This window comes from Corynebacterium sp. SA-MJD20WY100 (genome assembly GCF_039822565.1).
Classification (GTDB): domain Bacteria; phylum Actinomycetota; class Actinomycetes; order Mycobacteriales; family Mycobacteriaceae; genus Corynebacterium; species Corynebacterium phoceense_A.
This window is the reverse complement of the sequence record NZ_JBCJKS010000015.1, coordinates 43,315-64,773: the sequence shown is the minus strand read 5'-3', so window position 1 is coordinate 64,773 and position 21,459 is coordinate 43,315. Positions and strand designations below refer to the sequence as shown.

The window sequence follows — 21,459 nt, the reverse complement described above, 5'->3', positions numbered from 1 at the left end:
AGGCGTGAGGAACTACAGCGTCGGTCCCGTAGAGGCCAGCGATCTCGTGGGTTGCCGCTACCGGCTCGTTCAGCGGGAGCTCTACCCCAATGTTCCCTCCACCCATGCAAGTCTCGCCCGCGCAGAGCGTGCCGATGCCGCCCGTGCTGCGGTCCATTCCCTCCTTCCGCCGAGCTCCAAAAACTTCCGGCGGGTCGACCTTGAAGGCGATGACTTCGCACGTGAGATGGCGACCCTCGAGGCGATGGCCGCAGGAGCCCATCTCATTACGAATGCCCGCTTTCGCTATGGCGGCTGGTACGTCGAACTCGACGGCGTGATCCGCGAAGGTGAGGCCTACCTACCCATCATCGTGAGTAACCACCGCGTGGCGAAGAAGAATCCGCGCGCGACGCTCCCGGGCGTGCCGACGCACAGGCTGGGACTTTCGGCGCCGCTCGACCTGCCCTATAAGCTGCGCCATCACTCGGCGGACGGTTACCGGCTGGCGCTGGGCGCGTGGAGCTTACAGGAATCCGGGCTCGACTCCGGCCGCGGCGTCGTCATTGGCCAGGACCGGGAGACCGCGTTCGTCGTCGAGACCGGCGATTACTTTGAGGCGACCGAGCGTGCTCTCGCGACGCTGGAGGACCTGCCGGAGTCCCCGCGCCGTGTCAAAGAGTGCGCCAGCTGCCGGTTCTGGGAGTTCTGCCGCCCGGAGCTCGAGTGCATGGACGATATTTCGCTCTTCCTGCCTGGGGATCGCGGTCGCACGTACAGGGAGCGTGGAATCCACACGGTGCACGGCCTCATCGAGGCGAACCTCGGCGAGCCCAGTCGTCTCGCGGAGGCGTGGGAACGTGGGATCCCGCTTCTCAAGCGCCCTACGTTTGCCCCGCCGCGCCGGGCCGACGTGGAGGTCGATATCGACATGGAGGCCTACCTTGACCAGGGCGCGTACCTCTGGGGTGTGTGGCACGACGGCGCGTACCACCCGTTCGTCACGTGGCAGCCGCTGGGAGGCGCCGCAGAAGGCGAGAATTTCCACGAGTTCTGGACCTGGCTGACCGAACTGCGCAGCGCCACGCATGCGCGCGGCGAGACCTTCGCCGCCTACTGCTACTCGGCGCATGGGGAAAACCATTGGCTGCGGTCATCGGCAGAGCGCTTCGGAATCGCACAGAATGAGATCGAAGAGTTCATTGCTTCCGAGGACTGGGTCGACCTTTTCCTCGATGTGAAACGCAGCTTCGCTGGCCCGCATGGCCTTAGCTTAAAAACCGTCGCCCCCGTTGCCGGCCATGCGTGGGCAGAAGACGACTTTGATGGCGAAGAGTCTGTCAACGCGCGCCGTGCCGCCGTTGCAGGCGACGAGAGCGCCCGTGAGCGCCTTCTGGAGTACAACTGCGGCGACGTTCAGGCGACGTACCGTATTCGTGAGTGGATGAGTGCTGGGGCGCCGGGCATCGACGATTTATAGCTGGAACAGGACCCAGACGAGCGCGAGGATGGCGACGCCGATCCCGATTTCCATAAAGCGCGGCTCGGGCTCGGCTGCGGGTGCCTCTTTCTCCTTCTTCAGCACCGCCTTCTGCGCCTTGACCGCGCGGATCATGAAAATGGGGAAGACCGCCAGCGAGCCCAAACACAACAGCGACATGACGACGTTCTGGTAGGAATTCGTGCCCGAAATCCACAGGAGCAGGCCACCGTTGATGAACGTCCAACGGAGTAACCCGAACTTGTACATCTGGATGAGGCCCGCCCGGGTCGCGCCGGGCCCGCCGCCCATCGTGGACGGCAGAAGGTAGCTCATCATGCCGATGAGTAGCTGCGCCGCAAAACCGACGAGCAAGGGGATCGTCGGAATCTTCGGCTGCACTTGCAGCGTGAGCTCCACCGCGAAGTAGGCGAGCGTGAGCACGAGCCAGGTGACGGCGGCAATGGAAGACGCCGACGCGTACGTGAACTGCTTGAGGTTGACGTTGCCCAGCCACTGCTGCCACGCCAGAACCCAGCCGATCACATACACAACGAACCCACATTCAGGAAAACCAACGAGCGCGCCCACAATAGTCACGAGGACGCCCGCGCCCAGAATCCACAGCGTGGGCGTCATGTACGTGGAAATGCCTTGAGAACGCCACACGGTGGGCAGCAGGATGGTGAGGCTTGCTGCGGCCGCGAGCCCGACGAAGCCGCCGATATTCGCCGCGATATGCGCAATAAGCAGCCGCGGATTGCCCGGATCGAGCGCAAGCCAGCCGCCAAAGAACGCGCCGACGGGCAAGCAGAATGCGGATGCCGCATACGCGCCGACGATGGGCCGAAAGCGTTTCCCGGACGCCCCCTTCCACTGGCCTATGATTTCTACGCCGTGCCAGGCCATGAGCACGGCGATGATGGCAGCGCCAGTAATCGTCGCGTAGGGAATCTTAAAGACCTGGCCCACCATGACGATGAGGGCGCCGATATTGAGCCCGTAGATCCGATACAGCTGGCGGGGACGGGCGGAATCGGCAAGCTTGTGCTGCACGAATTTCTCGGTGAGGTGCTGGGACCACACGAGGATGGAGTTGGTGAGAATGCCCAGGGTAAAGACGTGGACGAGGAGCCATCCGTAGTTGGGGATGGCGAAGTGAGTCAGACCAATGAGGATGAAGATCATCATCCACACAGACACTGGCCGCGCGGCGCGGCGGTGCCACACGCGCGGGGAAAATTTTTCCTCGACCGTCTTTTGGTTGTTCATTCTTACGACTTTAGTCGGATAAATTTGCTGCGATCAAAGTGGGAAGGAGCGAGAGTACCGCCAACACCACCGCGTAGGCGCCCCAGGGGATAACGGAAAACGCCCACCCTGTCGCCGCGCCGAGAATCGAGGAGCCCAAGTAATAACAAAAGACGTACATGCTCGAGGCCTCGGCGCGGTCGTGTGTGGCACGGGCTCCCACCCAGCCGGAGGCTGTGGAATGCGCCGCGAAGAAACCGGCGGTAAACAACAACAGACCGACGAAGAGCACCGGCAATGGCCCCGCGGCGAGCAGGGAACCCACGACCATGAGCGCGGAAGATCCGGTGAGCGTCGCCCTCCGTCCGAAACGGTTGATGAACCCACCTGCGCGCGCGGATGACCACGTGCCGGAGAGGTAAAGCAGGAAGACGAAGCCTGCGATGACGGGCGGAATCCCAAAGTGCTCGATGAGGCGGAAGCCGATGAAGTTGTACAGAGACACGAAGGTGCCCATAACGAGAAAGGCGACGGCGTAGAGCGCCGCCAAATGCCCATCACGCCAGTGCTGGAAGATGGCGGAGAGCTCCGAACGCAGGTGAATTTCTTTTGGGGTAAATCGTTGCTGTGGAGGGAGTAAGAACGCCGCGACGAGCGCAAAGACCAACGTCACTGCTGCGCCCGTCCACAGCGCGCCGCGCCAGGTGAAGACCTCGGTGGCGAACGTGGGTACGAGGCGACCGATGAGCCCACCGATGGAGTTGCCCGCAATGTAGATGCCCATCGCGCGTGCGAGGGCCCTCGGTTCGAGTTCTTCTGCCAGCCACGCCATGGCGGTGGCGGGCGCGCCGGACATCACTGCGCCTTGGAGGCCGCGGAGGGCAATCACTGCCCATCCCGTCGTCGCGAAGGGAACGAGCATGCCGATGAGCGCGGCACCAATGACGGAGGCGAGAAGCACGCGACCGCGGCCGAATCTTTCCGAGAGGATGGACGCGGGAATGACAAAAAGTGCCAGCCCACCCGTTGCGGCGGACACGGTAAGCGCCGCCGCACCCGAGCTCATGTCCGTCTCCTCGACGAGGACCGGCAGGATGGCCTGCGTGGAATAGAGTCCAGAAAAAATAGCCAGGCCGATGAGCAGCATGGCGAGCGTCGCGCGGCGGGAACGAGTCATTCTTCTAGCCTGCCTCACCAGCGTTCATGTGTAAAATGTTTGAAACTCTAGTTTTCAATGCGAGGTGTGCATGAATTTCGAGGATCTGCGTGGAATCGTCGCCGTCGCGGAGCATGGTCACGTGGGCGCCGCCGCGGATGCCCTCGGCATTTCCCAGTCAGCGCTCACGCGCCGCGTCCAAAGAATCGAGCGCGAGCTCGGCGCCACGCTCTTCGATCGCGCCGGAAGAGCCCTTCACCTCAACGACCGTGGGAAGTCCTTCATCCCGCGTGCGAAGCGCATGCTTGCCGATGTCGCCGCGGCCCGCGCCGAGGTCGCTCGCCTCATGGACCCGGAGCGCGGCACCGTCCGGCTCGACTTCATGCATTCGCTCGGTACGTGGCTGGTGCCGGACCTGCTGGGAAAATATCGTGCGGCCCACCCCAATGTCGACTTTGTGCTCCATCAGGGCGCTGCCCGCGAGCTCGTGGATCGCGTGCAGCGAGGCGAATCCGACATCGCTCTCGTGGGCCCGAAGCCGGAGGGCTTGCCCTGGCACCGGCTTGAGATGCAGCGCCTCGGCCTTGCCCTACCTCCGGGTCATCCGAAGTCGGATGCAACCTCTGTCCGCCTCGCCGACTTCGCGGAGGAGCCTTTCATCGGCATGCTGCCCGGCTACGGTACGCGCATGCTTCTGGACGGCCTGGCTGCCGGCGCTGGTTTCACGCCTCATCTCGTCTTCGAGTCGATGGAGCTTACGACCGTGGCGGGCCTCGTCGCGGCGGGACTAGGCGTCGCGCTTATTCCGGTGGATGACCCGTACTTGCGGGTGGGCTCCGTGGTCCCGCTCGATCCGCCCGCGTACCGCGAGCTGGGCTTGACATGGCGGCCCGGTTCGCCGGCGGCGGATCAATTCCGGAGCTTCATTGAAAAACGCGAAAAGCCCGCGCAAGGCGGGCTCTAGGCTTTAAAAAACTACTTCTTAGCAGCAGCGTAACGCTCTGCAACGTCGTCCCAGTTGAAGACGTTCCAGACAGCCTTGACGTAATCAGCCTTAACGTTCTTGTACTGCAGGTAGAAGGCGTGCTCCCACATGTCGAGCATAAGCAGCGGGGTCAGGTTGATGGAGGTGTTACCAGCCTGGTCAGTGAGCTGCTGGATAGCGAGGCGACCAGCGATGTGGTCGTAACCCAGGACGGCCCAGCCGGAGCCCTGCAGGCTCAGCGCAGCGCCGGAGAAGGCCTTCTTAAAGCCCTCGAAGGAACCAAATGCCTCGTTGATGGCCTCAGCCAGCTCGCCGGTCGGCTCGCCGCCACCGTTCGGGGAGAGGTTCTTCCAGAAGATGGAGTGGTTGGTGTGGCCACCCAGGTTGAAAGCAAGGTTCTTGTAGAGAGCGCGCAGGCGGTCACCGTTGCCCTCGCCCTCAGCCTCGGCCTTGATAGCCTCGGTTGCAGCGTTAGCGCCAGCCACGTAGTTAGCGTGGTGCTTGGTGTGGTGCAGCTCCATGATCTCTGCGGAGATGTGCGGCTCGAGAGCGTCGTACGCGTAGTCGAGTTCCGGAAGTTCGTAAACAGCCATTGTTGTTTCCTTTCTTTGGGTACAGTGCACGATGATAGGCCCACTGCAAAAAATTTGCCACCATTAATTAGCAAATCTGGGGAGGCGGGAATAATACGCCCAGCTCCACGCGCTGACTTGTAGGACGAAAGAAAAGGAGCTGCCATGTTTTTGTTCAAGCCTGAACCGAAGATTGTCGCGAAAACCGACGCCACGCCGGGTCGAGATACCGCGGTGCTCGCGGATCCGCAGCCACACACCGTGCTCGGCACACCGATTACGGGCCCGTGGAAAGACGGTCAACGTTCCCTCCTTGTGGCGTTGGGTTGTTTCTGGGGCGCGGAGAAGATGTTCTGGGAGCTCCCCGGCGTTGAGTCCACCTCGGTCGGCTACGCCGGTGGCACGACGCCCAACCCCACGTACTTCGAGGTCTGCCAGGGGATGACCAACCACGCAGAGACCGTCCAGGTGGTCTATGACCCGGACAAGGTCTCGCTCAAGGACCTCGTCGTTACCGCGCTCGAGGCGCACGACCCGACGCAGGGCTTCCGCCAGGGTAACGACGTGGGCACGCAGTACCGTTCTGCGTTCTATCCGGAAACCGAAGAGGAACGTCAGGAAATCCAGGAGATCGTCGACGCGTATGAGCCCAAGCTCGCCGAGGCTGGCTTCGGTCCGATTACTACCGAGGTCCGTCTGCTCTCCGAGACCGACTCGGGCGCGTACTACCTGGCCGAGGATGACCACCAGCAGTACCTCGCCAAGAATCCGAACGGTTACTGTCCGCATCACAGCACTGGCGTGAAGTGTGGCTAGCCGCGGGGCTGCGTTTTCACAATGAACTTCCGCATCCGGTCGGCTTTCGCTGCGTCGAGCGGGACGCGGGCCTGCGAGCCTAGGACGGCGTCCCAGTACCAGAAGGTTTCTTCAAAGTAGTTGTGGCCGTGGCCGCCGGGCACGTTGAGTGAGTTCACCTGGTCGAGCGCAATCTGCCACCAGGTGATAAACGGTGCCCAGTGCAGCCGCCGGAAGGCATCCGCGTGGAGCGTGGGCGGGACTTGTTCACGCAGCCAGTCCGGCCGACGCCACGCGAGCTGCTGGTCCCACCACACGATGGCATCGGAAGCATGCTGCGCGACCACGACCCGGGGGCGCTGCCAGGCGCGGGGATACGGCGCCCCGAAGGCATCGGCAGCAAGATGCGCGGGATTGGATACGTAGCGGACATGGTGCCCGCCGTCGATGAGCGGCAGCCGCTCCAGCGAGCCGCGGTCACGGGATGCGGCGAGCTTGCGGAAGAATCCCGTCATCCGCGGTGGGCCCGTGAACATTGCGCCATCGCATGCGGTGAGCAAATCCTCCAGTTCCTCGAAGTTCTCGACTAGGGCGAAGGCACCGAGCGACTCACCCGCGAGGTAGAGACGTGGGCGATCGTCCTCCGGTAGAGATGCCATGCGAGCATGCACCATGTCGAGGAGGACGCGGGCGGCGGCGACAGGCGCGTCTCGATCGACGAGGAAAGCGAAGACGGAGGGTAGATACGAGTATTGGAACGTGACTGTCGCGCAGTCGCCGCGGGTCAAAAATTCATACGCGCTCGTGGAGTAATTGTTGACCCAGCCAGAGCCAGCCGGCATCTGCACGACGATGGTGTCACGGCGGAACGCGCCGGTGCGCTCCATTTCCGCGATGACCTGCCGGGCGGAGCCCAGAAAGTCGCGGCCGGGGACGAGCCCGGCGAAGATGCGGATGGGCTCGTGCGCGTGGTCGTAGCCCATGATGTCTTGGATGTCGCGGGCGCGTGGGCCGCGGGTGACGAAGCGACGGCCTTGCGCGCCGATGGCGGTCCAGGGCTCGTGTGACCAGGGGCTGCCGGAGCGCTCAGGCTCCCAGGGCATCATCGAGTCGGGGAAGATGAGCCGGTTGAGACGCTCAGCGCGCACGGAGGCGGTCCGGATGAAGCGACGCCACACGACGCGGTCGCTTAAGGCGATGACGCTAGCGCCGAGCACGCCCGCGGCGAGGGGCCAGGCGACCCAGTGCGGGAGAAACCTTTGTGCACGGTGGCTGAGCTCTGTTGTCGCTGCTTGTGCAGCCTCGCCGAGGATGAGGAGGACGCCGTAACCGAGCGTGCCGAGGGCCACGCCGGCGGCAGCCTGGCGCGGGCCGCGCTCGTTTTCTTTGCCCACGAGCTGGGCTTGCGCTTCCTGGTTGCGGATAGAACGGATGCCGACGAGGACCGTTCCCGCCCCGAGCACCGCGTGGAGGGTGCGATACGGAATGCGGTCTTGTGGGCGTACGTCGTAGACGCGGAATGTCCGTTTGAGTCCGAATGCGAGCGCGGCGGCGCTCACGTGTCCCATGCCTTGGCCTAGCGCCACGTTGGCGGCGGTCACCCACCAGGGACGGGGGAGAAGCGACGGCGACACGGCGGCCCATGTGGCGACCTCGGCGCCCGCGGTGCCCGCCGCCATGTTCTGTGGCAAACGTCTCCTCCCGGTCATGCGCACACCAGGGGTAAGATCGCTCAACACTTCGAGGCCAAAAATGGCGGCAGACAGGCCTTTTGCGAGAACGCGCAGTGCAAAGCGAGGCATGGAAACCATTGAACCAGGGAATTCGGCACCGCGCAGGCTCTGCCCGAACGGGCATGTGTGATGTGAGATCGGACATCCGACTATGTGAGATCGGGCGCACAACGCGACAAGTTAAACATTTTCAGGCACAATCGGGGTCATGACGAATTTTGTGGGAAACAAGGTTGTATTGATTGGTGCAGGCGATGTCGGAATCGCCTACGCGTATGCATTGGTGAACCAGGGCACTGTCGACCACCTGGCCATCATTGACATCGATGAGAAGAAGCTCGAAGGCAACGTGATGGACCTCAACCACGGCGTGGTCTGGGCCCCGTCCCGTACCCGCGTCACGGTCGGCACCTACGAGGACTGCAAGGACGCCTCCATGGTCGTCATCTGCGCCGGCGCTGCTCAGAAGCCGGGCGAGACCCGCCTGCAGCTCGTGGACAAGAACGTCAACATCATGAACTCCATCGTGGGCGACGTCATGAAGAACGGCTTCGACGGCATCTTCCTCGTGGCCTCCAACCCGGTCGACCTGCTCACCTACGCGGTCTGGAAGGCCTCCGGCCTGCCGCACGAGCGCGTCATCGGCTCGGGTACGGTTCTCGACTCCGCACGCTACCGCTACATGCTCTCCGAGATGGAAGATGTCGCTCCGACCTCCGTCCATGCGTACATCATCGGCGAGCACGGCGACTCCGAGCTGCCGGTCGTCTCCTCCGCCAACATCGCTGGCGTTCACATGTCCCGCCGCTCCGAGTCGGACCCGGACTATAACCAGCGCATCGAGAAGATTTTCGAGCAGACCCGTGACGCGGCCTACCACATCATCGACGCCAAGGGCTCCACGTCCTACGGCATCGGCATGGCCCTGGCCCGCATCACCCGCGCTGTCATCCAGAACCAGGGCGTGGCCCTCCCGGTCTCGACTTACCTGCAGGGTGAGTACGGCGCCGAGGACGTGTACATGGGTACCCCGGCCATCGTGGACCGCTCCGGTGTCAACCGTGCCATCGAGCTGCAGCTCGACGAGCACGAGCAGGAGCGCTTCAACAAGTCCTTCAATACGCTGAATGACATTAAGAAGAAAATCTTCGGCTAGTGCACATCGTTGCCCATAGGGGATACTCCGGAAAATATCCGGAGCTATCCCCTTCCGCTTTTGCTCAGGCGCTTGAGCTGCCCATCCATGGCGTCGAATGCGACGTGCATCTCACGCGTGACGGATACCTGGTCGTCAACCATGACTCGACGCTCGATCGCACCTCGGACCGGACGGGCAGGATTGAGAAGATGGACTGGGCGGACGTTCGCAAGGCTGACATTGGCGGCGGCGAGCACCCGCTGTTGTTCGACGAATTGCTCGAGATGGTCGCACCCACAGGCCATCACCTCTACGTCGAGACCAAGCACCCGAGCCCCTTTGGCGATCGGGTCGAGGAGGAGACTGTGGCGCGTCTTCGCCAAGCAGGGCTTTCCGATGACCCCCGCATCCACCTCATTTCCTTCTCTCACCGTGCCATTCGCACGATGGCGCACCTTAATCCCTATATGGACCGGTTCTATCTGCGCCGCGATTGGGAGCGCCACCTCAACCGCCCGGACGTCCTCCTGTCCAAGCCCACCGGCCTGGGCATGTCACTCCTGCGCGCGAAAATGCAGCCGAGCGCCATCGGCGCCTACGGCCTGCCCACGTACCTGTGGACGGTCGACCGTCCGGATGATATGCGGTGGGCGTGGGCGAATGGAGTAGATATTCTGGCCACAAATCAGCCAGAAGTGGCCCTGCACACCCTGCAGTATTAATACGCCCGGTAGACTTGTGCGCTATGGCCAAGAAGAACAAGAAGAACAAAGAACAGCTGCCTGAGGGCATGTCCCGCCGTCAGGCTAAGCTTGCTGCCCGTGCCGCTGAGCGCGCGGCCCTAGAGAAGGACCCCCGCCCCTACGCTGGCCTTGCTGCCGAGTCCCAGCTGGTCGCGCTCCAGGAATTCGTTCCTTCCGCTATTGCCAAGCTGACCTTGAAGGATGTCGACCGTGACGTCTACGTGGCGACGGTGCTGCCGGGGGCCTCGGCAGCCCTTATCCGCGACGAGCAGTCCGGCGGCCAGGCCTTCGTGGGCCTGCAGGTGAAGACCCACTCCCACAACCCGGGCCGCGACCTTGCGTACGCGCTCAACTGGGTGAAGAACCACGGCGAGGGCGAGACCCTCGAGTCCACCATTGCAGATGGCACCGAACCGAAGATCACTGAGCTGCTGGACAACGACGCCATCCTCGACGTCGAGGTCTACCAGGACTTCGCGTGGTGGCTGCCGGAGGGTGCCCAAGTCACCCCGCAGATCGCGCAGTCCATGCAGATGGCCAACGACTCTGTCATTGAGTCCCACCCGGTCGGCGAGGGCATCGTCGGCACTGCTTTCTGGGCCAACGCCGGCGGCGGCAAGGCACACATCCGCTGGGTCCGCCCGAGTGATGACGAGGCCGCCCTGCTCAATGGCCTGGCACGCATTGCTGCCCGCGGTGACCTCAACCTCGGCGAGGGGACCAAGTTCGCTGGCGTCTTCCGCACCCATGGTCTCATCGCCCCCGTGTTCGATCTCGATCCCGAGGTCGCCTACGACTCCTACGAGGAGAAGCTCAAGGCTGTCGATGCCGCGATTACCGCCGAGCTTGACAACGACGCCGAGCTCACCGCAGACGAGCGTAAGCAGCTCCAGAACATTAAGTCCCGCCAGGTTACCTTGCGTTAGACGTTCCTTTTGCTCAGGCCAGAGCCCCCTCAGTGGGGCTCTGGCCTTTGCTTTTCTTGCAGACTTGATAGTCGTTCGCTCACGTCTCTGTTATGACCCTGGTAGGTGTTGGGGGTTTCATATATGCTTTCGATCAAACACTCGTTCTATTGTTTCTGTTGGCTTTTCTTCTCTTCTTAGGACCTTGTGATGACTGAACCCGTTGTACTTGTCGATCCCCCTCCTCCTGATACTCCTGCCGCGTTCTTTGCCCATACCAACCCCGCTTGCCCGAAGGCGGTGGCCCAGTCGCGTATCCGTCATGCGGAACTGGATTTCTGGGCCGAGTTCCTGCCTGCTCCTGATGATGATTTCGATGTCGCGGTTGCCACGATGGCCACTGCTACCGGCCTGGAACGCAAGACCGTGCGCTCCCGCTTCTTTGCGCTCAACCGCCTGCTGTCGCTGCCTTTGTTGGCGGCGTTGCAGGCACGTCTGCGCCATTTGGATTTCGACCGCCTGGCGATGATTGAACGCTATCTTGCCAAGCTGGGCCCTATTGACCCGGAGGTCAACGCCCGCCTCGATGCAGCCTTAACCAAGTACCTCTCCCCGTGCACTCCCAACCAGGTGATGATGTCACACCGCAGCCTGCGCGAATTACTCAAGCGCCTGGTGGCTGCGGAAGACGACACGATTGCCGTCGAAGACCCTCGTGTGCATGACTCGGTGTCGTTTACTCCGTATAACGATGAACGCTGCGCCATCGGCCTGGATGTGGCGACCTCTACCGCTGCGGAGATCAGTGAGCATATTGCTGCCTATGCCGCCGAGCACAAGGTCACGAAGGCTGAGGCGGCGATCGCGTTGCTCACCGGTGCCGGGCAGTCTGCCAAGCAAGTAGTGCTGCATACCTATAAGGCCACGGATATTCCGGATGCCCCGACGTTGATTCAGGGCTTCGGGTGGACCGGGGAAGATATGAAACCCGATAAGGTTCGCGATGTTTCCGAAAAGCCTGACGGTGTGCGCTCGTATCGGGTGCCGGAGTATATGGCCGCTTGGCTGGTGGGCATGGATGGCACGTGTCGCGCCTTCGGGTGTGACGTGGATGGGCGGGCTACGCAGTTTGATCATCGGATTAACTGGGCCGAGGGTGGGGAAACTCATCCGGATAATCTTTTGTGCCTGTGCCAGTTCCATCACAATATGAAGACTGATGGACGGGTGTTCTACATTATGGATCCGGTCACCAGGGTTGTCTACTGGCTCTTTGAAGACGGCACGTGGGTGACCACGGAGCCTAACGGGCCGATGGCGGGCAAGACTAAGAACTGGGTGCAGACCTTCGCCCAGGCAGAATCCCAGCGCAAGGCCAATGCCCACCGCAACGCCCAGCTGCTCAAGCAGGAACTCGACGACGAAGCCGCAGCCGCAGCACAGGACGACCCCAACCAGGAAGAACAGGAGGACACCCCGCCCCCGTTCTAAAAGCTAGGACTTCATCGACTCCCACAGAGCCGCCGTCTGCTCGTCATCCCAGAGGACGACGTTGCCGGAGGCTGTATCGGCGAAGCCGGATACCGGGATGGTCTCGGTTTCGACGCCATCCGCCATGGCGAGGGCTACGCGGGCCAGGTGCCATACGTGATCCTTCTTGCCCACGACGAACGAGTCGGCCGTGTGGTTGATGAGCGAAATTGTCCGGAAAGGATTGATGAGCGTTGTCGGGGCCGTGACCTTGTCGAGCAGCGCGGCGAAGAACTCACGCTGGCGTTGGACACGGTCAAGGTCGCCCATGGCTGTTGCACGCGTGCGCACATAGCCTAAGGCATCGCGGCCCTGGAGATTCTGGCAGCCCGGCTGCAGATCGATGCCGGCCAGCGGATCATTGATGGCTTCCTGGACGCAGATTTCTACGCCGCCCACGGAATTGACGACGTTGGCCAGTCCACCCATGCCGACCTCCGCATAGTGGTCGATGTGGAGCCCCGACCATTCTTCGATGGTCTGTGCCAGCAGCGGCGCACCGCCGTAGGAGAAAGCCGCATTGATCTTGTCCATGCCGAATCCCGGGACGTTGACCCAGCTATCGCGTGGCAACGATACGAGCTTCGCCTTGCCCGACTTCGGGATGTGCAGAAGCATGATCGTGTCAGTGCGGCTCGAACCCACGTCGCCACCGGTGCCGAGCTCAATTTGCTCTTCCTCGCTAAGGCCTACGCGGGAGTCGGAACCGACCAGCAGCCAGTTGGTGCCCGGTGTGTTCGCGACCTGTGAATCTGGCATGGCTTCAATGCGCGTAAGTTTCGAATCGCTCCACAGCGCAATCGCCAGCGTAAATACCACGATCGCGACAAGCGCTGCGCCGAGGCAGCCGATGCCCCGTCGCACCGGGTTGGCTTGCTTGCCATGGCGGTGCGGGCGCACGGCCGGCTGCGCCGGCCGGGACGAGTAGTTGCGCGGAACCGGCTGGCTTACCTGCTGTCGAGGCGTGCGTTGTGGCGCAGGCTGAGGCGCGGGCTGGGGCGCGGGCTGGTGGGCTCGGTGTTCGCGCTGCCAGTCCTGCACGGAGAACTGCGGGTGGCGCTCACGCTCCGGCTGCGGGGTCCGCTCCGCGCGGGGCGCGGGCTTCGCGATGGGACGGCGGAGGACGGGACGGCCGTAGCGATCGGTCATGGGCTTGCCGTCGGCGCCGAGCACGTAATTGCTCAGGTCGTCGCCAACACGCCGGTTTTCCCGGTGGGGGTCGCGTCCTGTGTCAGTCATGCGAACAGGATACCGCGCGCCCCTTCGGGAACGGGACTAGCGCAGACGCAGAGTTCTGGTCGGTCGTGCTGGTGCTATCGGTGTAGATGTGGTCGGGGTTTAGCTCTAGATTCTCAGCAGGTCGAGGTTGGGCAGGAAGGCGTAGCCTACGAAGGCGACAGCATCGATGAGGAAATGCGCGATGATAAGCGGCCATACCCTGCCGGTTTTGTGGAAGTAGTAGCCGAAGATGAGACCCATGGCGAGATTGCCAAAGCCTGCCGAGACCCCCTGATAGAGGTGGTAGGAACCGCGCAGCACCGCCGAGGCGGCGATCGCTGTCCACGGCGAAATCCGCAGTTGCCGCAAGCGTGAGATAAACCAGAAGACGACGACGGTCTCCTCGGCAAAGGCGTTGGCGGCAGACCACACGAGCAGCGCGGGGACCTCGGCCCACGGAGTAGAAAAATCCGTGGGGACAACTTCTTTGGTCCACCCGAAGTGGAGGGCGGTGATATAGAGCGCGAGCCCTGGGACGCCGATAAGGAGGGCGAGGGCGGGGGAGGAGGCGGCATCGGAAAGCTGGGGCCGGGGGAGTGAGCGTTGAAGGAGGAAGAGGGCGAGCGCGCCCCAGGCGAAGAGGACCCCGGCGGAGCATAGCTGGAGAGCGATGTCGAGCCACGCCAGGTCCGATTGGGAAGCGTTGAGGGTGACGGACTGTGCGGACAACGGCGCTGGGTTAAGGAGGCCATCGACGAGTCGGAGCAGCGAGCGGAGCCCGGACATGCCGAAGGTGACGGCAAGGACGATAAGGATTTCGGTGCGGACGCGGCTCATGGGTGCAGCACCGTGGCCAGGCCGAGGAGCTCGGGCTCGGAAAGGGTAATCGCGCCGAGCTGGAGGCCGACGGGCTGGTGATTATCGAGGGTCCACGGGACGGAGAGTGCGGAAAGATGCGCAACATTGAAGAGAGAACCCCACGGCGACCAGCGAGTTTGCTCCTCGAAGTTCTTCTCGTGCGGCAATGCGCGGAAGGTGCCGTGGCGTGGTGGGTCGAACGCGAGCATGGGAGAAAGAATCGCGTCGACGCGCCATTGGAGGGTGAGGATCTCCTGTAATGCCGTCCCATGCTTCTTCGCCAGGGCGAGCTGCTTGGGCGAGACCCGGCGCCCGAGCGCACGGATCCAGTCCACGTAGCCTTCGGCCTCGTCGAGGTTTGCCAGGTGCGAGGTGAAGATGTGACGGAAGGCCTCGAAAGTGGTGGCTGCCTGCGGATATTTTCCGATGTGGACGACATCGAAGCCGCGGGCGCGCAGTCGCTTTTCTGCTTCGCGGACCGCCTCAAGCATGACAGGATCGACGCGGGTGTCGATGAAGAGCGGCTCGGTGAGCACTCCAATCCGCGCGCGGGGGACGAGCGGATGAATGTCGTGGAGGAAGGCGGCATCGGCAACGGTGCGGGTGATGAAGCCGTCGACGGATAAGGAATTTCCACCCGGCTTAAATCCGACCACCCCGCAGGCCGCCGCAGGAACGCGAATAGAGCCGCCGCCATCGCCGGCGTGGGCGGCACGGAGCAAGCCCCGCGCCACCTGGACCGCCGCACCGCCGGAGGAACCGCCCGGGGTGTGGCCGGGCCAGAGAGGGTTATCCGGATGTGGCAGCCCGATGGGCTCCGTGTCGACCATGAGTCCGAGCTCGGGGGCCGCGGACTTGCCGATAATGACAGCGCCTTCGGACTCCAGCTGCTCGATGGTGGGGTCGGTGGCGGTGGCGATATAGGCCCGATCGATATTTCCCAGCGTCGTGCGCATGCCCTTGACGTCCGCCAGGTCCTTTGCGGAGAGCACCCAGCCGTCGAGGCGACCGGACGCTGTGGGAGTCCGATCCAGATCGAGGTAAGTAAAGCCATGTTCTTCGGGGGTAAGGCCCTGAAGGTCCTGGCGTAACTGTCCAAGGGAAAAATCCATAGGTGTTAGGGTAATCGCTATGCACACGACAGTCGCGTATTTGGGCCCTGCCGGGACGTTTACGGAAGCCGCCCTCCTGCAGTTTGATCTGGGGGAGGTGACGGGGCTTCCGGTCGGTTCCCCTTCCGAAGCACTGGGAGCGGTGCGCTCTGGTGCTGCCCAGTACGCCGTCGTCGCGATTGAGAACTCCGTGGATGGCGCCGTCACGGCGACCTTTGACGCGCTTGTCGAGTCTGATGAGCGAGTCCAGGTCTTCGGAGAAGTCGATCTTCCCGTCGAGTTCGCCATTATGGTGCGCCCGGGGTCGCGGGATCGCGCGAAGTTTTCGACGCATCCGGTCGCGTACCACCAGGTGCGCAGCTGGATCGCGCAGGAGCTTCCCGATGCCGCCTTTACCCCGGCGTCCTCCAACGCCGCGGCCGCGGAGATGGTCGCGCAGGGCGAGGCCGACGTCGCTGCAGCACCGGCGCGCGCGGCGGAGATTTATGGACTGGAGATCATTGAATCGGGCGTGGCCGACGTGCGCGGCGCGACGACGCGGTTTCTGCTTGTTGGTGTGCCCGCGGCTCCGCCTTCCCCGACCGGTTCCGACCGAACGTCTGTCGTCTTTACGCTTCCCAACCAACCAGGCTCGTTGGTGGGCGCGCTCGAGGAGTTTGCGATTCGCGGCGTGGACCTCACGCGCATCGAGTCCCGTCCCACCCGACAGGAGCTCGGTACGTACCGCTTCTACGTGGATCTTGTGGGGCATATCGAGGATGAACCTGTCGCCGAGGCATTGCGCGCCCTGTGGCTGCGGACGGAGGAGCTCGTCTTCGTCGGCTCGTGGCCCGCGGCGCAGGAGCTGGACTCGAGCCGTCGTCTCGCTGCCGCAGATGAATGGGTAGCGCGGGCGCGCCGGGGCCAATAAGCTTCCGAGGTATGCGTATCTACCTCGTGCGTCACGGGCAGACGTTCTCTAACGTCGAGCACCTCATGGACACCCGCCCGCCGGGTGCGGAACTTACCCCGCGCGGCCGCGACCAAGCCACCGCGGTGGGGTTGGAGCTGGCGGATCTCATTGAGGGGGTTCCGCGTTTCCTTTCGTCCATCGCGATTCGCACGCAGCAAACGGCGATGGCGGCGGCGCGCGCCTTCGAGGAAGCACGCGGCTGGGATCCGTATACGTTGCCCGTCGAGCCGACGCCGGGGCTCCATGAGATCCTCGCCGGTATCCACGAGATGTCCGGAACCGATGCGACGCGTGATGCCTATACCTTCGCGCTGCGCGGCTGGCTCACCGGGGATATGAATGCGTGCATGGAAGGCGGCGAAACGCTGCGCGACGTGCTCGACCGCTACCAGCCCATCCTGGAGTCGGTCGTCGGATCCGATTCCGACGTTGTTGTCTTTTCGCACGGCGCCGTCATCCGTACCGTGACGACGCATGCCTGCGGCGTGGATCCGGACTTCGCCTTCACCGGTTACATGCCCAACTGTCGCTTCACGGTCATGGAGCCGACGGGGCGGTTTGGGGAATGGGAACTTATCCGCTGGGCCGACCTAGAGCTTGAACCCTAAAGCTTTGACCCTAGAGCTTTAACCCCAGCCCAGCTCGTGAAGGTGCTCGTCGTCGATACCGAAGTAGTGCCCCAGTTCGTGGAAGACGGTCACCATGACTTGGTGCTCAAGTTCCTCTTCTGAATTGCACCAGTCTTGGAGCGCGCGACGGTAGATGAATATCGCATCGGGCAGGAAGCCAGTGTGGTCAAACGTGCGCTTGGGGAGCGCGACGCCCTCGTAGAGACCCAGGATGTGGGGCGAGTCCTCGTTGTAGTCTTCGACGAGAATCGCCAGGTTGCGCATGCGCGCTACGAAATTCTCGGGCACCTTGTCGAGCGCTGCTTCGACCATTTCATCGAAGCGCTCGTCCTCCACGTAGTACATCTATGGGTTCCGTAGCGGGTTACGCGTGGGCGGTGCGGCCGGGGTGGCACCGTCGATGGTGAGGGATTCGCGGCCATTCTTCGCCGGACCCGTGATGGCGGAGAAGGTCTTCGTTTGCCCGTTCACGTGCATGAGCGAGCAGTTGACCGAGCGCGATCCGCCGTTCCACGAGGACTCCGCGAGCGAGCCCCAGTAGGGCTGCAGCGTGGACTGATAGAGCGCTTCCTCGCCGCCGAGGTAATCCTCGGCCGCCTGGGTGCAGCGTTCCGAGAGGAACGTGTTCTGGTCGTCGATGGACGGCGTGCCCTGTGGGAATTGCTGGGACAGGTCCACGATGGAGACCGTCTCCAATTGGTGCGGCTCGGCGCAGTCCACCGTGCGCAGCACCTGGTCGTCGCCGATGGCGCGGCAGGCGCCAGCCTCCGCGATATTCGCCTGGTCAACCTCGACGACGCGTCCGCTAAATTGCTGCGCGACGCCGTTTTCATCCGTGGTCTGCAGGCCGCAGAGCATGGTGCGGTCTCCCTGCGCCCAGGCTTCCGCCGGCGGCAGGATGGGCGCGATGGAGAACTTGCCAGCCGGATCGAAGCGGCCGTCCACGTACGCGAGCGTCGCGCCGTGGCAGAGCTCTTCGCGCAGCTGCGCCTGGCGCTCCTGGTTAGGCATCTCTGCGTTTTCGCCGAACTCACTGGTGGGGTAGACAGACAGATCCTCGCGCGCGGCGACTTCGAAACGGTGCTCTGTCGAGCAGTCAGTCTGCGAGAAATTCGAGACTTTCCCCTGCGCGTCGATATCCCAGTTGAGGCAGGAGCCCGCGTCCGCCGTGGTGAATGGCGCGAGCTCCGCTGCGCCTTTCGCCGAGCTTGAGGCTGCGGCGGTACCGTGCGTCGTGGTCGTGGTCTCGCCTCCGAAGAGGCCGTAGGAGCCGACGAAGACGGCTGAGGCCGCCGCCGCGATCAATACAGTGTTGACGGCGGTGGCGCTCCGGAGGGCGCGGAAAGACTGTCGGCTACTCATATACCTGCGTAGTTTACACTCGCCCGGTTAGTCTTCCATCGCACGTCCGACGCGGGCCGAGAGGTGATATCGGTCTGTGCGGTAGACCGAAGAGCACCACTCGACCGGTTTATCGCCCGAGCGTGAGTACCGAATGATGTGGAGCAGCGGCGCGCCGGGCTCGACGTCGAGCAGGTGCGCGACCTCCGGATCCGCGGCGACGGCTGTGACGATCTGGTCCGCCTCCGTAATCGGGACCTGAAAGTCCGTGTCGAGAATGTGATAGACGGACTTGTAGATGTCGTTCTCCAGCAGATTGGGCACGTACGTGGAGTTGTACCAACCGTCATCAATGGAATACGGCTCCCCGTCGCCCAGGCGCAGGCGCCGCAGGTGCGTGTGCGGGGTTCCCGCCGGAGTTCCGAAGAACTCCGTGACCTCGTCCGGCGCTGGCGAACGTCCGCCCAGCAGGATCTTCGAGGAAGCCTCCACGTCCTGGGCGCCCATCTCATCCGAGAAGGATGCGAGGTGTAGGCGGGAGACGAGCGGGTTGGGGGCGACGAAGGTGCCCTTACCGCGGACCCTTCGCAGCTGCCCGGCGGCGACGAGATCGCCAATCGCGCGGCGGACCGTGATGCGGGAGACGCCGTAGGTTTCTTCCAAGAGCCTCTCCCCGGGCAGCATGTCTCCAGGTTTGAGCTGCGTGTGGCACAGCTCCGCCAAAATATCGCGTAGCTGCGCATGCTTCGGGATGGGGCCGTCCTCGATGATGCGTGCTGGGATAGTCATGTCATGTATTTTAGGCCGGTGGTCATAACCGGGCAAGAGAGTGGTCGCCCCCGTGGTGAGCGTAAGCCGTGGTGAAAGTCCCTATGCGCTAGGATTGTTGCGTGATTGATCTCAAGTTCCTCCGCGAAAACCCAGACGTTGTCCGTGCCTCCCAGGTCACCCGCGGCGAGGATCCGTCGCTGGTCGACGCCCTCATCGCTGCAGACGAGCGCCGCCGCGCCGCTATCGTCGCGGCCGACGAGCTGCGTTCCGAGCAGAAGGCCTTTGGCAAGAAGATCGGTAAGGCCTCCCCGGAGGAGCGCCCAGCCCTTCTCGAGGGCTCGAATGAGCTCAAGGCCAAGGTCAAGGAAGCCGAGGCCGAGCAGGTCGCGGCCGAGGAGCAGGTCACCGAGCTGCAGTACAAGCTCTCCAACGTCGTCGAGGGCGCACCCGCCGGCGGCGAGGATGACTTCATCGTCCTTGAGGAGGTCGGCGAGATTCCCACCTTCGACTTCGAGCCGAAGGATCACGTGGAGCTGGGAGAGTCGCTGGGTCTCCTCGACATCAAGCGCGGCGCCAAGGTGGGCGGCGCGCGCTTCTACTACCTCACCGGCGACGGCGCCTTCCTGCAGCTGGGCATGCTCATGCTCGCCGCGCAGAAGGCACGCGAGGCTGGCTTCCAGCTCATGATCCCGCCGGTGCTCGTGCGTCCGGAGATCATGGCCGGCACCGGCTTCCTCGGCCAGCACTCGGACGAGATTTACTACCTCCCGGCGGATGACCTGTACCTCGTCGGCACCTCCGAGGTCGCGCTCGCGGGCTACCACAAGGACGAGATCATCGATCTCAAGGACGGCCCGCTCAAGTACACCGGCTGGTCTTCCTGCTTCCGCCGCGAGGCCGGCGCCAGCGGCAAGGACACCCGCGGCATCCTCCGCGTCCACCAGTTCGACAAGCTCGAGATGTTTGTCTACTGCAAGCCGGAAGAGGCCGAGGACATGCACCAGCAGTTGCTGAACATGGAAAAGTCCATGCTCGACGCCATGGAGCTGCCGTACCGCACCATCGACATCGCCGGTGGCGATCTTGGATCGTCTGCTGCCCGCAAGTTCGACAATGAGGCGTGGGTCCCGACCCAGGGCACGTACCGCGAGCTCACCTCCACCTCGAACTGCACGACCTTCCAGGCTCGCCGCCTGCACACCCGCTACCGCGACGAGAACGGCAAGACCCAGTTCGCCGCGACCCTCAACGGTACGCTCGCGACCACCCGCTGGCTTGTTGCCATTCTGGAGAACCACCAGCAGGCTGACGGCTCCGTTGTCGTGCCCGAGGCGCTGCGCCCGTTCGTGGGCAAGGACGTCCTCACGCCGATGAAGTAGGGCTGCCATGGATATTCGCGAAGGTCTCGTCCACGTCCCAGTCTCGCTTGAGAAGATCCCCCGCCACGCTGAGGCGGGCGAGCCGGTCTACCAGGGCATTATTGCTGTCCTCAACCGGGTCATGCGGGCGCAGGGCATCCAGATTTCCGTCTACGGCGCGGAGAATGTCCCGCAGTTCGGCGGCGCGCTCTTCGCGATGAACCACACGGGCTACTACGACTTCATTTTTGGCCAAATCCCGCCGTATATCCGCGGACGTCGCCTCACCCGCTTCATGGCGAAGAAGGAGATCTTCGACGTCCCCGTCGTGGGCTGGCTCATGCGCACGATGAAGCACGTACCGGTGGACCGCTCGGCGGGTGCCTCGTCTATCGATGCCGCCGTGCTCCACCTGCGCTCCGGTCGTCTTGTGACGATCTTCCCGGAGGCCACGATCTCCCGCAGCTTCGAGCTCAAGGACTTCAAGAATGGTGCGGCGCGCATCGCCGCGACCGCAGACGTGCCGCTCATTCCCATGGTGACGTGGGGTTCCCAGCGCATCTGGACGAAGGGCGGCGAGAAGCACCTCGGCCGCACGAAGACGCCGGTCATCATCCAGGTGGGCGAGCCCATTACGAGGACCGGGGATCCGGACACCGACATCGCGACGCTCAAGGCCGCGATGCAGGCACTGCTCTCGGAGGTTCGTGCCCGCTACGACAAGGAGTACGGCCCGTTCGAGGACGGCCTCGACTGGCGCCCGGCCGCGATGGGCGGCACCGCGCCGACCCTCGATGAAGCCAACCGCATGGATCATGCCGAGCGCGAAGCCAAGGCCCGCGCCCGCGCGCAGAAGGCGCACCGCGCTGCCGCGCAGAAGGAAATCAAGGAAGATAAGCGGCTCGCCCGCCGGGTGCGACGCGCCTGGCGCCGTCTGAAGAAGGAAACCTAAA

21 protein-coding genes are annotated in these 21,459 nt (G+C 63.4%); 11 read left to right on the top strand and 10 right to left on the bottom strand.

Annotated elements, in window-relative coordinates:
* Positions 1–4 precede the first annotated feature (4 nt).
* Positions 5–1,459 (top strand): TM0106 family RecB-like putative nuclease, encoded by a 1,455-nt coding sequence (locus ABJ196_RS09150; protein WP_347306418.1) that lies wholly within the window; start codon positions 5–7, stop codon positions 1,457–1,459.
* Here the strand turns inward: ABJ196_RS09150 and ABJ196_RS09145 are convergent.
* Complete coding sequence (locus tag ABJ196_RS09145) at positions 1,454–2,731, bottom strand: copper oxidase (RefSeq protein ID WP_347306416.1); 1,278 nt, start codon at positions 2,729–2,731, stop codon at positions 1,454–1,456. The two genes, ABJ196_RS09150 and ABJ196_RS09145, sit on opposite strands and share 6 nt — an antisense overlap.
* Before the next feature lie 10 nt (positions 2,732–2,741).
* A complete protein-coding gene (locus ABJ196_RS09140) occupies positions 2,742–3,887 on the bottom strand; it encodes an MFS transporter (protein WP_347306414.1) in 1,146 nt (381 codons plus the stop codon).
* 70 nt (positions 3,888–3,957) lie between these two features.
* On the opposite strand from ABJ196_RS09140, the gene ABJ196_RS09135 reads away from it, so the two are divergent.
* Complete coding sequence (locus ABJ196_RS09135; RefSeq protein WP_347306412.1) at positions 3,958–4,830, top strand: LysR family transcriptional regulator; 873 nt, start codon at positions 3,958–3,960, stop codon at positions 4,828–4,830.
* 11 nt (positions 4,831–4,841) lie between these two features.
* On the opposite strand, the gene ABJ196_RS09130 is transcribed toward ABJ196_RS09135, so the two are convergent.
* The gene (locus ABJ196_RS09130; protein WP_257037013.1) at positions 4,842–5,444 is read right to left on the bottom strand and encodes a superoxide dismutase; all 603 of its coding nucleotides are present in this window, start codon (positions 5,442–5,444) and stop codon (positions 4,842–4,844) included.
* Positions 5,445–5,588: 144 nt separating this feature from the next.
* Between ABJ196_RS09130 and msrA the strand changes: the two genes are divergently transcribed.
* Complete coding sequence (gene msrA / locus ABJ196_RS09125; RefSeq protein WP_347306409.1) at positions 5,589–6,239, top strand: peptide-methionine (S)-S-oxide reductase MsrA; 651 nt, start codon at positions 5,589–5,591, stop codon at positions 6,237–6,239.
* On the opposite strand, the gene ABJ196_RS09120 is transcribed toward msrA, so the two are convergent.
* The gene (locus ABJ196_RS09120) at positions 6,236–8,029 is read right to left on the bottom strand and encodes an alpha/beta-hydrolase family protein (protein ID WP_347306407.1); all 1,794 of its coding nucleotides are present in this window, start codon (positions 8,027–8,029) and stop codon (positions 6,236–6,238) included. The genes msrA and ABJ196_RS09120 overlap by 4 nt on opposite strands.
* A 130-nt stretch (positions 8,030–8,159) precedes the next feature.
* Here ABJ196_RS09120 and ABJ196_RS09115 point away from each other — a divergent pair, with 130 nt between their 5' ends.
* From ABJ196_RS09115 to ABJ196_RS09100, 4 genes are all read left to right on the top strand, one after another.
* Positions 8,160–9,107 (top strand): L-lactate dehydrogenase, encoded by a 948-nt coding sequence (locus ABJ196_RS09115; RefSeq protein ID WP_347306405.1) that lies wholly within the window; start codon positions 8,160–8,162, stop codon positions 9,105–9,107.
* On the top strand, positions 9,107–9,811 hold the full coding sequence (locus tag ABJ196_RS09110) for a glycerophosphodiester phosphodiesterase family protein (RefSeq protein ID WP_347306403.1): 705 nt from the start codon (positions 9,107–9,109) through the stop codon (positions 9,809–9,811). Before ABJ196_RS09115 ends, ABJ196_RS09110 begins: the two co-directional genes overlap by 1 nt.
* Before the next feature lie 23 nt (positions 9,812–9,834).
* Positions 9,835–10,758: a DUF5926 family protein gene (locus tag ABJ196_RS09105; RefSeq protein ID WP_347306401.1), complete on the top strand. Its 924-nt coding sequence runs from the start codon at positions 9,835–9,837 to the stop codon at positions 10,756–10,758.
* Positions 10,759–10,947: 189 nt separating this feature from the next.
* Positions 10,948–12,228, top strand: a complete 1,281-nt coding sequence (locus ABJ196_RS09100; protein WP_347306399.1) for an HNH endonuclease signature motif containing protein — start codon at positions 10,948–10,950, stop codon at positions 12,226–12,228.
* 3 nt (positions 12,229–12,231) lie between these two features.
* Here the strand turns inward: ABJ196_RS09100 and ABJ196_RS09095 are convergent, their stop codons facing one another.
* The 3 genes from ABJ196_RS09095 to ABJ196_RS09085 all read right to left on the bottom strand — a co-directional run bounded on the left by ABJ196_RS09095 (position 12,232) and on the right by ABJ196_RS09085 (position 15,455).
* Positions 12,232–13,416, bottom strand: a complete 1,185-nt coding sequence (locus ABJ196_RS09095) for an LCP family protein (protein ID WP_347306445.1) — start codon at positions 13,414–13,416, stop codon at positions 12,232–12,234.
* A gap of 195 nt (positions 13,417–13,611) precedes the next feature.
* Positions 13,612–14,322, bottom strand: coding sequence for a type II CAAX endopeptidase family protein (locus ABJ196_RS09090; protein ID WP_347306397.1), 711 nt, complete (start codon positions 14,320–14,322; stop codon positions 13,612–13,614).
* Entirely contained in the window at positions 14,319–15,455 is a 1,137-nt protein-coding gene (locus tag ABJ196_RS09085) for an amidase (RefSeq protein ID WP_347306395.1), read from the bottom strand. The genes ABJ196_RS09090 and ABJ196_RS09085 overlap by 4 nt, the downstream gene beginning before the upstream one ends.
* Before the next feature lie 19 nt (positions 15,456–15,474).
* Here ABJ196_RS09085 and pheA point away from each other — a divergent pair, with 19 nt between their 5' ends.
* Together pheA and ABJ196_RS09075 are read left to right on the top strand one after the other, a co-directional pair.
* Positions 15,475–16,365: a prephenate dehydratase gene (gene pheA / locus ABJ196_RS09080; protein WP_347306393.1), complete on the top strand. Its 891-nt coding sequence runs from the start codon at positions 15,475–15,477 to the stop codon at positions 16,363–16,365.
* Positions 16,366–16,376: 11 nt separating this feature from the next.
* Complete coding sequence (locus ABJ196_RS09075) at positions 16,377–17,015, top strand: histidine phosphatase family protein (RefSeq protein WP_347306391.1); 639 nt, start codon at positions 16,377–16,379, stop codon at positions 17,013–17,015.
* Positions 17,016–17,033: 18 nt separating this feature from the next.
* On the opposite strand, the gene ABJ196_RS09070 is transcribed toward ABJ196_RS09075, so the two are convergent.
* Genes ABJ196_RS09070 through ABJ196_RS09060 form a run of 3 tightly spaced genes read right to left on the bottom strand, consistent with a single transcriptional unit; the run spans position 17,034 to position 19,166 of the window.
* Positions 17,034–17,381 carry a metallopeptidase family protein gene (locus ABJ196_RS09070; RefSeq protein ID WP_347306389.1) on the bottom strand — a complete coding sequence of 116 codons (348 nt, stop codon included), beginning with the start codon at positions 17,379–17,381 and terminating at the stop codon, positions 17,034–17,036.
* Positions 17,382–18,398 (bottom strand): septum formation family protein, encoded by a 1,017-nt coding sequence (locus ABJ196_RS09065; RefSeq protein WP_347306387.1) that lies wholly within the window; start codon positions 18,396–18,398, stop codon positions 17,382–17,384. It lies immediately after the preceding gene.
* Positions 18,399–18,425: 27 nt separating this feature from the next.
* On the bottom strand, positions 18,426–19,166 hold the full coding sequence (locus ABJ196_RS09060; RefSeq protein WP_347306385.1) for a GntR family transcriptional regulator: 741 nt from the start codon (positions 19,164–19,166) through the stop codon (positions 18,426–18,428).
* A gap of 101 nt (positions 19,167–19,267) precedes the next feature.
* On the opposite strand from ABJ196_RS09060, the gene serS reads away from it, so the two are divergent.
* Positions 19,268–20,527, top strand: a complete 1,260-nt coding sequence (gene serS / locus ABJ196_RS09055) for a serine--tRNA ligase (protein WP_347306383.1) — start codon at positions 19,268–19,270, stop codon at positions 20,525–20,527.
* A gap of 7 nt (positions 20,528–20,534) precedes the next feature.
* Positions 20,535–21,458 (top strand): lysophospholipid acyltransferase family protein, encoded by a 924-nt coding sequence (locus tag ABJ196_RS09050; protein ID WP_347306381.1) that lies wholly within the window; start codon positions 20,535–20,537, stop codon positions 21,456–21,458.
* Position 21,459: the final 1 nt, after the last annotated feature.